This is a genomic window from Acidiphilium sp. PM (assembly GCF_000219295.1).
GTDB lineage: Bacteria > Pseudomonadota > Alphaproteobacteria > Acetobacterales > Acetobacteraceae > Acidiphilium > Acidiphilium multivorum.
Genome location: NZ_AFPR01000132.1, coordinates 1 through 6,376 on the forward strand (window position 1 = coordinate 1; position 6,376 = coordinate 6,376).

The following is a 6,376-nucleotide window of genomic DNA, read 5'->3' on the forward strand; positions in this document are numbered from 1 at the left end:
CCCGCGCATGGCGGCGAGCCGATGATGCCGGCGCCGGCACCCTCGGCACGATAGGCGCCGGGGCCGCGCTGGCCGGGCAGGGGGACGGCTTCGGCCGTCCCTTTTTCATCTCTTCATATCCCGTCTGCGTCACGAAGCTCGCTTTTGCACTGCAAAACGTGTAGAGGAGCCGCGTTGAACCCCGAAAGACCCGAATCATGACCGAGACCAAGCTGCGCAACGTGGCGATCATCGCCCATGTCGACCATGGCAAGACCACGCTCGTGGACAATCTTCTCAAGCAGTCCGGCTCGTTCGGCGCGCATCAGCAGGTGGCCGAGCGCGCGCTCGACCGCAACGACCTCGAGCGCGAGCGCGGCATCACCATCCTCGCCAAGTGCACCGCCGTGCAGTGGGGCGACGTGCGGATCAATATCGTCGACACGCCGGGCCATGCCGATTTCGGCGGCGAGGTCGAGCGCATCCTGAACATGGTGGACGGCGTGGTCGTCCTCGTCGATGCCGCCGAGGGCGTGCTGCCGCAGACCAAGTTCGTCGTCGGCAAGGCGCTGGCGCGCGGGCTGAAGCCGATCGTCGTCGTCAACAAGATCGACCGCCCGGATGCCCGCGCCGACGAGGTGCACAACGAGGTGTTCGACCTGTTCGCCGCCCTCGGCGCCAATGACGAGCAGCTCGATTTCCCGATGCTCTACGCCTCCGGCCGCCAGGGCTGGGCGACGCCGACGCTGGACGGGCCGCGCGAGAACCTCTCGCCGCTGTTCGACCTGATCGTGAGCCATGTGCCCGAGCCCGGCCTCGACGCCGACGCGCCGTTCGCCATGGTCGCGACCATCCTGGAGAGCGACAACTTCCTCGGCCGCGTGCTGACCGGCCGCGTCGAGCAGGGGCGGGCGACCGTGAACATGCCGGTGCGCGTCATCAGCTTCGACGGGCGCGCGGTGGAGACCGGGCGGCTGACCAAGCTGCTCGCCTTCCGCGGCCTGGAGCGCGTGCCGGTGGACGAGGTTTCGGCCGGGGACATCATCGCGGTGGCCGGCCTCAAGGAGGCGACCGTGCCGGATACGATCGGTGCCATGGAGATCGGCGCCGCGCTGCCGGCGATCCCGATCGACCCGCCGACGCTGTCGATGACCTTCCGCATCAATGACGGCCCGCTCGCGGGGCGCGAGGGCAAGAAGGTGACGTCGCGGCAGATCCGCGACCGGCTGTTCCGCGAGGCGGAGGGCAATGTCGCGATCCGCGTGACCGACTCCACCGAGACCGAGGCGTTCGAGGTGGCCGGGCGCGGCGAGTTGCAGCTCGGCGTGCTGATCGAGACGATGCGCCGCGAGGGCTTCGAGCTGACGATCGGCCGGCCGCGCGTGCTGACCCGTGACAACCCGGAGACGGGCGCGCGCGAGGAGCCGATGGAAGAGGTGCTGATCGACGTGGACGAGCCGTATTCCGGCGTCGTCGTCGAGAAGATGAGCCGGCGCAAGGGCGAGTTGCAGGATATCCGCCCCTCGGGCGGCGACAAGCAGCGGCTGACCTTCCACATCCCGAGCCGCGGGCTGATCGGCTATCACGGCGAGTTCCTGACGGATACGCGCGGCTCCGGCGTGATGAACCGGCATTTCATCGGCTACGGCCCGTGGAAGGGGACGATCGAGGGGCGGCGCAACGGCGCGCTGATCGCCAATGCCGATGGCGAGAGCGTGCAATACGCGCTGTTCTACCTGCAGGAACGCGGCACGCTGTTCATCGGCGGCGGCGAGAAGGTTTACGAGGGCATGATCATCGGCGAGCACAGCCGGGAGAACGACCTCGACGTGAACCCGATCAAGGAGAAGAAGCTCACCAATATCCGCGCCGCGGGCAAGGACGACGCGCTGCTGCTGACGCCGCCGCGCCGGATGAGCCTGGAGCAGGCGATCGCCTATATCGAGGATGACGAGCTGGTGGAGGTGACGCCGGGCGCGGTGCGGCTGCGCAAGCGGCATCTCGATCCGCACGCGCGCAAGAAGGCCGAGCGGGCGTCCGACGCCGCCTGATCCGGCGGCGGTAGCCCTCAGAACGGGGTGAGGCCGGCCGGCGCGACAACGCCGGCCGGTTTTTTTTTCAGTCCCAGTCCGGCGCGAAGGCCGGATCGACGAAGCGCTGGTTTTTCGGCAGGGCGGCGAGGGCGGCGCGGTCCTCGTCATCGAGGGTGATGGCGAGGGCGGCGAGGTTGGCGCGCTGGGTTTCCTCGCGCGCGGCCTTGGGGATTGCCGCGACACCGTCCTGGTCGAGCAGGTATTTGAGGGCGACCTGCGCCGGCGTCGCGCCATGTTTCGCGGCCACCTCCGCGAGCGCCGGATGGTCGCCGAGCCGGCCCTGGGCGAGCGGGCAATAGGCGGTGACGGTGATGCCGTGGGCCCGCGCATAGTCGAGCACCGCGTCTTGCCCGAGCAGGACGTGATATTCCACCTGGTTGCAGGCGATCTCGGCGCCGATCGCCTCCACCGCCTGGCGCATCAGCGCGACGGTGAAGTTCGACACGCCGATATGCCGCACCAGGCCTTCATGTTTGAGATGCGCCATGGTGGCGAGGACCGCGGCGAGATTCATCGAGGGCGAGGGCCAGTGGATCAGGAAGAGGTTCACATGGTCGGTGCGCAGCTTGGCGAGGCTGGCCTCGATGGCGCGGCGCACGCCGTCCGGCGTGAGGTTTTCGTACCAGACCTTGGTGGTGAGGAAGATCTCGTCGCGCGGGATGCCGCTTTCGGCGAGGGCGGCGCCGACGGCCTCCTCGTTGCCGTACATCTCGGCGGTGTCGATATGGCGATAACCGAGCGCTAGCGCGCGGGTGACGGCGGCGGTGCAGTCGCGCCCGCTCATCCGCCAGGTGCCGAGACCGAGCTTGGGCATGGCGAGCGCGCCGCCGGTGATGGGCATGCTGGTCATGTCAGTCCTTTCGCGAGAAATCGATCAGGGCAAGAAAGCCGGACTCCGTGCCGAAGGCGAGATGGGCGCCGTTCGGACTCCAGCCGAGGGTGGAGACCGCGCCGCGCCCGGCGGCGGCGACGGGCAGGATGCGTTCGCGCGCGATGTCGGCCACGACGACCGAGCCGTCGGCGAAGCCGGCGGCGACGACCTCGTGCTGCGGATGGCAGGCGACGCGGCGGACCACCGTTTCGCCGGCGGCGAGTTCGAGCGGCGCCTTGCCCATCGGCCCGCCGCCGAAGAACGGCCAGATCACGATGGCCTCGGCGCCGGCGGTGGCGAGCCACTTGCCCGAGCGGGTGAAGTCGAGGGATTCGGGCTTTGTCGGGTAGCCGCTCATCCGCATGTGCTGGCCGTCGGGCAGTTTCCAGCCATGCAGCTCGTTTTCCTGCATGGTGGTGACCATCGCCTCGATATCGGGATGCAGGGCGATGGCGAGATGGCTGCCCTTCCATTCGAAGACCTGCGGCTTCGCGTTCTCGGAGCGGACGAACCAGAGCGAGGCGCCGTTGTAATGCGCGGCGGCGAGGCGGCGGTGCTTCGGATCGAGCGCCATGCCGGCGACGGTCGAGGGATGCGCGAGGGTGCGGAGTGTGGCGCCGGCGGCATCGAGCAGGTGGATCGTCTTGCCGACCGCGGCCGCCCGCAGCGGCGCCTTGCGGTCCGGCACGGTGAGGACGTGCTCGACCCATTTCATGCCGAAGCTGGCGAGTTCGGTGCTTTCGCCCGTTGCGGAATCGAGGCGTTTCAGCGCGCCGTCATCGCCGCCGGAGCAGAAGCCGCGTTGGTCGATATCCGGCGCGAGGGCGAGCACCGCGCCGTCGTGGCAGGCGTGTTCAACGAAGTCGCCGCCGGCGAGGCCGCGCAGCACGATCCGCCCGTCACCGAGTCCGGCGGCGAGGGTGCCGCCGGCGCGGTCGAAGGCGAGGGCGGTGACGAACTCGGCGCAATCGTGCGAGACGCCGCGCACACGGAGCATCTCGTCCGCGTCGGTGACCATGCCGCTCATTCGGCGATGCAGCTTTCGAAGCCGCGGCGCAGCATCGGCCGGTTGAGATCGCGGCCGATGAAGACGATGCGGCTTTCGCGTTCCTCGCCATCCTTCCACGGGCGGATGAAATCGCCATCCGCCATCATGTGCACGGCCTGGAAGGCGAAGCGGCGATCCTCGCCGGCGAAGGCGAGGATGCCCTTGGTGCGCAGGATGTCCTGGCCCTGGGTGGCGAGGATGCCGCCGATCCAGGCGTTGAACAGCTCGGGGTCGAGCGGCTTCTTCACCGACAGGCTGATGCTGCTCATGTGCTCGTCATGGGTGTGGGAATCCTCCTCGAGGAAATCCGGCACGGATTGCAGCACGCGGTCGAGGCTGAAGGCGTTGATGCCGAGCAGGCGGTCGGCCGGCACGTCGGCGCGGGTCGTGTGGTGGATCTGGGCGAAGCGGTTGATCGTGCGGATCCGCGCCTCGACATCGGCGAGTTCCTCCGGGGTGACGAGGTCGAGCTTGTTGAGCACGATGACGTCGGCGAAGGCGATCTGGTCCTCGGCTTCCGGCGCGTCGGCGAGGCGGGCGGGCAGGTTCTTCGCGTCGACCACCGTGACGATCGCGTCGAGCCTCGTCTTCGCCTTCACGTCCTCGTCGACGAAGAAGGTCTGCGCGACGGGGGCGGGGTTGGCGAGGCCGGTGGTCTCGACGATGATGCCGTCGAAGCGGTTGCGGCGCTTCATCAGCCCGCCGATGATGCGGATCAGATCGCCGCGCACGGTGCAGCAGATGCAGCCGTTGTTCATCTCGAAGACTTCCTCGTCGGTATCGACGACGAGGTCGTTGTCGACGCCGCGCTCGCCGAACTCGTTGATCACGACGGCGTATTTGCGGCCGTGATCCTCGGTGAGGATGCGGTTGAGCAGGGTGGTCTTGCCGGCACCGAGAAAGCCGGTGAGGACGGTGACGGGAACGAGATCGCTCATGCGGGAGATCCTGTCGTGGTGGGGCGTATCGTTGCTTCGGGATATAGGCAGGCGGGCTCGGGCGGACCAGAGCGCGGCAGGGCGAGGCCGAGGCCGAGCATGACGAACAGCCAGCCCGCCATCGGCAGCACGGCGAAATTGTCGGTCGAGGCGAGCGGCCAGGCATAGGTCAGCACGCCGATGAAGGCGCCGAGCGCCATCGGCCGGCGCATGATTCCGCGGCCGAGTGCCAGCAGCCAGGCCGCGTTCATCGCGGCGAACAGCACGAGGCCGATCAGCCCGCCATCGAGGGCGGCCTGGAGATAGAAATTGTGCGGATGGATGTTGCAGGCGCCGCGCTTCAGGCTGGTCGGGCCGATGCCGAGCGCGGGGAGGCCGCGATCGAACCGCGGCTCGGGGCAGAAATCGCGGAAGCCGTTGAAGCCGTAGCCGCGCAAGGGGGCGTGCTCGATCATCACCGTTGCCCGCGTGTAGAGTTCGCCATAGGGGCTTTTCGCGAAATGGCTGACCTGGCGGCCGGTCTCCAGCACCAGCTTGTCGAAACTGGGCGGCGAGACCAGTTTCAGCGCCGGGATCGCGAGCACGATCAGCATGCCGAGGCCGATCGCCGGCAGGCGGATCGGCCGGAAGGCGAGGGCGGTGACGGCGAGGCCCAGCAGCGCCAGCGCGAAGGGCATGCGCTGGCCGATCACCAGCGTTGTCGCGAAGCCGAGCCCGCCGACGGCGGCCGCCGCGAGTTTCGGCGCGGTGCCCCGCCGCGCGATCAGCGCCGCGATGACGGGCAGGGCGGTGAGAAACAGCAGGTGGCTGAACGGCGGGCCGGCGCGCGGCGCCCAGAACGGGCCGGTGAGCGCGCCGTCGCCCCAGCGGTGGTCGCCGAAGATGTTCACGCCGAAAATCTCCTGCTGCCAGCTTTGCAGCAGGATCCAGGCTTCGCAGGCGGCAAGGGCGAGCCAGAACCGGGTGCGCGCGGCCGGTGTATCGAGCACCCAGTGGCCGAGGGCGGCGGCGAGCACCAGCAGGCGGATCAGCACCAGCGCCTGGGTGAAGGATTTCCAGCCGCCCGGCCCGAGGCCGAGGGCGGGGATCGGCGTCGAGCAGATCATCACCGCGATCCACCAGAGGCAGCCGAACACGAACCAGGGCTGCCGCGCCCAGCGCCAGTCGCCGGTGCGGGCGGCGTGGACGAGGAACAGGATATCGACCGCGCCCATCGCCAATTCGGCGCCGGCGCGGGCGTAAAGCAGGCCAAACGGCAGGATCAGGGCGGCGATGAGGGCGGCGCGTTGCATGGTCATGCCCCGCTCATACCGGCGTTTCGGCGTCGCGCAACCGCTGCAGGCGGGCGGCGATGACGGGCGTGTCGAACAATTGCGCGCGGGCGCGGCCGGCGGCGGCGAGGCGGTCGCGGGCCGCGTCGTCGTCCGCCAGACGCAGGAAGGCGGCT

The 6,376-nt window shown here is 69.1% G+C and carries 5 protein-coding genes; 1 reads left to right on the top strand and 4 read right to left on the bottom strand.

Annotated features, from left to right (window positions below):
• Positions 1–197 precede the first annotated feature (197 nt).
• A complete protein-coding gene (gene typA, locus APM_RS06680; protein ID WP_007422590.1) occupies positions 198–2,030 on the top strand; it encodes a translational GTPase TypA in 1,833 nt (610 codons plus the stop codon).
• A gap of 67 nt (positions 2,031–2,097) precedes the next feature.
• Here typA and APM_RS06685 read toward each other — a convergent pair whose 3' ends face one another.
• From APM_RS06685 to APM_RS06700, 4 genes are read right to left on the bottom strand one after another with little or no spacing between them, the layout of a single operon-like run.
• Positions 2,098–2,922, bottom strand: a complete 825-nt coding sequence (locus tag APM_RS06685) for an aldo/keto reductase (protein WP_007422591.1) — start codon at positions 2,920–2,922, stop codon at positions 2,098–2,100.
• A 1-nt stretch (position 2,923) separates the two neighbouring features.
• The gene (locus tag APM_RS06690) at positions 2,924–3,970 is read right to left on the bottom strand and encodes a WD40 repeat domain-containing protein (protein ID WP_039887980.1); all 1,047 of its coding nucleotides are present in this window, start codon (positions 3,968–3,970) and stop codon (positions 2,924–2,926) included.
• On the bottom strand, positions 3,967–4,929 hold the full coding sequence (locus APM_RS06695) for a GTP-binding protein (protein WP_007422593.1): 963 nt from the start codon (positions 4,927–4,929) through the stop codon (positions 3,967–3,969). The genes APM_RS06690 and APM_RS06695 overlap by 4 nt, the downstream gene beginning before the upstream one ends.
• Positions 4,926–6,227 carry an O-antigen ligase gene (locus APM_RS06700; RefSeq protein ID WP_007422594.1) on the bottom strand — a complete coding sequence of 434 codons (1,302 nt, stop codon included), beginning with the start codon at positions 6,225–6,227 and terminating at the stop codon, positions 4,926–4,928. Before APM_RS06700 ends, APM_RS06695 begins: the two co-directional genes overlap by 4 nt.
• Between the last annotated feature and the right edge of the window lie 149 nt (positions 6,228–6,376).

Excerpts from the sequence above, each read along its gene's own strand:
- APM_RS06685 (WP_007422591.1), bottom strand. The coding sequence starts at position 2,922 with ATGACCAGCATGCCCATCACCGGCGGCGCGCTCGCCATGCCCAAGCTC.
- typA (WP_007422590.1), top strand. The coding sequence starts at position 198 with ATGACCGAGACCAAGCTGCGCAACGTGGCGATCATCGCCCATGTCGAC.
- APM_RS06700 (WP_007422594.1), bottom strand. The coding sequence starts at position 6,227 with ATGACCATGCAACGCGCCGCCCTCATCGCCGCCCTGATCCTGCCGTTT.
- APM_RS06690 (WP_039887980.1), bottom strand. The coding sequence starts at position 3,970 with ATGAGCGGCATGGTCACCGACGCGGACGAGATGCTCCGTGTGCGCGGC.
- APM_RS06695 (WP_007422593.1), bottom strand. The coding sequence starts at position 4,929 with ATGAGCGATCTCGTTCCCGTCACCGTCCTCACCGGCTTTCTCGGTGCC.